The following is a 2,617-nucleotide window of genomic DNA, read 5'->3' as shown; positions in this document are numbered from 1 at the left end:
CCGGGCCGACGCAGGCCGAGCCGATCGTCATCGAGGTACTCAAGGCCAGCAGCGGCCACGCGATCATGTTGCTTCCCTTCGCGCTGGTGCGGCACCGGGGCTACCGGGTCGTGACCTGGCTCGACCTCGGCGTCTGCGACTACGCAGCGCCGTTGCTCGCCCCCGGGATCGATCTCGGACCAGACGCGATGGAGCAGATCTGGAACGCAATCCGAGCCGTGCTGCCGCGCGCCGACCTCATTCGGATCAGTCGGATTCCGCTTCACGTCCAAGGCCGCCCCAATCCCCTGGCGGCTTTGGACGGATGCCGCCGCATGGAGATGCAGGCATCGGGTGTCGCTCTCGACGGCGATCCCGAGACGCTGCTCGACCGACTCTGCCGCCCGAGCACGCGCAAGGACATGGCCAAGCTGCGCCGCCGCCTCGACCGGCAGGGTGAGGTCGCGTTCGTCAGGGCATCGACCTCAGCCGAGATCGACGTGATCTTCGATGCCCTGGTGGAGCAGCGCCGGACCCGTTTCTCCGAGATCGGACGCTTCGATCTGCTGTCGCGTCCGGACGTGGAGGCGTTCTATCGTGCTGGCGCCCATGCAGGCTTGTCCGGCGGACCGGTCCGGCTGTTCGGCCTGTCGGTCGGCGGCACTTGGATCGCTGCGGCCTACGGTCTCGTCCATGCAGGTACCTTCCACGGCATCCTGCTGACCATGATGGGAGGCCAGTGGCGCAACACCTCACCGGGCCTGCACGCTGCCGCGGAATGCATGCAGTGGGCCCGCGCGGAGGGGCTCGCGTATTTCGACTTCACCGTGGGTGTGATGCCCTACAAGGAGGATTTTGGCGTGCAAACCCGCGACCTTCAGGAACTCGTGCAGGTCGTTAGTCTTCGCGGTCGCATCGTGACAGAGGTTCTGTATCGCTCATCGGCGGCCAAAGCTTGGCTGCGCAACCACCCGGTGTGGTTCACGCAAGTTCAGAAGGCCCGCCGATGGCTTCGTAGACACGCCATCTGAAGCGGTGGTACGCCCTCGTTTCATAATGGGCTGAGCAGCTTGGCTTTTGGGCGAGTGGCAATAGCGACCGTCTCGCTTGGCCAAGCTTCACAACAGTCATGGTATTGTCGCGCCATTGTGCGCCTCACGCCGACTGTAGCCGTTTCTGGCGCATTGCTCCCCGACCGCGCCTGCGGAGGCGAGCCCCTTAGGCATGGCAACCACCATCACCGATCGAGATCGTCGTGCCCGAAGAGCGGCTGAAAGGCTGCGCCCTCTAGCCCCAGTGATGGATCATCGAACGTACCTTCGGTTGGATCAACCACAGCCGTTGGCTGGCTCGCGATCACGAGGCGATGCCGGTGCCGCCGGCCTTGTCCACGGACGCGGGGTGGGTGGCGGGCGCGTTCACAAGCCACGGGGTTTCCGATAGAGCTTCCGACCGCGCCTGCGCGGAGCCGTGTGTCTGCGGCCGCGCCCGGGTCGAGGCCACGCCTCGTTGATTTGAAGCCCCACAGGATGCAACCCCCGCGCATGACGGTTCGCACGTGACCACGCTTGAAGACCCCGCCCCCCGGCGCGCTCGCCTCGTCCTTGCCTCGGCCTCGCCGCGGCGCCTTGCCCTGCTACAGCAGGCGGGCATCGAGCCCGATGCGCTCCTGCCCGCCGATATCGACGAGGCGCCGCACAAGTCCGAGACGCCGCGCGAACTCGCCCGTCGCTTGGCCCGCGAAAAGCTCGCCGTGGCAGCGTCGGCGGCGCGGCGGCGCGACGACATGCGCGAGGCCTACCTGATCGCCGCCGATACGGTGGTGGCGGTGGGGCGCCGGGTGCTGCCGAAGGCGGAGCTGCCTGACGAGGCGGCCGATTGCCTGCGCCTGCTCTCGGGGCGCCAGCACCGGGTCTACACGGCGGTCTGCGTGCTCTCGCCCAAGGACGCGCGCCGCGAGCGCGTGGTCGAGACCCGGGTCCGCTTCAAGCGCCTCTCGTCGCGCGAGATCGAGGCCTACCTTGCCTCGGACGAATGGCGCGGCAAGGCCGGCGGCTACGCCATCCAGGGCCTCGCTGCGGCCTTCGTGGTCAAACTCGTGGGTTCGCACAGCGCGGTGGTCGGCTTGCCGCTGTACGAGACCTTGAGCCTCCTCGAAGGCGAAGGGTTTCCCGTCCGCCAAGCCTGGGGAGGCCCCTTGTGAGCGCGTCTGATCCGTCCCCTCTCCGCGGCCGGCCGGCCAAGGCCGAGCCCTGCCCGATCTGTCGCAAGCCAGCCGATCCGGCCCTGACGCCCTTCTGCTCGACGCGCTGCGCCGACATCGATCTCGGACGCTGGCTCACCGACCGCTACGCTATCCCCACCGCCGACGACGAAGACGAGGACGCCGAGGGCACGGGATCGCCGAAACGCGACCTGGATTGAGGCCTCCAGCCCGTCCCCACAATCTCTCGCGAACAAGGCTGGACAGGCCGCAATCCACCCCCTATACCCCCGCTCCAGCCGGTGCCGCTCTCGCGAACCGGCGAAGGCCCAGGTAGCTCAGTTGGTAGAGCATGCGACTGAAAATCGCAGTGTCGGCGGTTCGATTCCGTCCCTGGGCACCATCCACCTCCTAAGTGGCTGAAGCGCAAAGAAG

General features: G+C 67.4%; 3 protein-coding genes and 1 tRNA gene. All 4 read left to right on the top strand.

Annotated features, from left to right (window positions below; genetic code table 11):
- Positions 1-1,010, top strand: a 1,010-nt coding sequence (locus JWQ05_RS08445) for a GNAT family N-acetyltransferase (RefSeq protein WP_299657506.1), incomplete at its 5' end; no start/stop codon positions are given.
- Positions 1,011-1,537: 527 nt separating this feature from the next.
- Entirely contained in the window at positions 1,538-2,182 is a 645-nt protein-coding gene (locus tag JWQ05_RS08440; protein WP_299657504.1) for a Maf-like protein, read from the top strand.
- The gene (yacG, locus tag JWQ05_RS08435; RefSeq protein WP_299657502.1) at positions 2,179-2,403 is read left to right on the top strand and encodes a DNA gyrase inhibitor YacG; all 225 of its coding nucleotides are present in this window, start codon (positions 2,179-2,181) and stop codon (positions 2,401-2,403) included. Before JWQ05_RS08440 ends, yacG begins: the two co-directional genes overlap by 4 nt.
- Positions 2,404-2,509: 106 nt before the next feature.
- A tRNA-Phe gene (locus tag JWQ05_RS08430) sits at positions 2,510-2,585 on the top strand.
- The last annotated feature ends 32 nt before the right edge of the window (positions 2,586-2,617 follow it).

The sequence above is a fragment of the Methylobacterium sp. genome (genome assembly GCF_028290105.1).
In the GTDB taxonomy this organism is placed as follows: Bacteria; Pseudomonadota; Alphaproteobacteria; order Rhizobiales; family Beijerinckiaceae; genus Methylobacterium.
The sequence above is the reverse complement of the archived record's forward strand: the minus strand, read 5'-3'. Positions and strand labels throughout refer to the sequence as shown.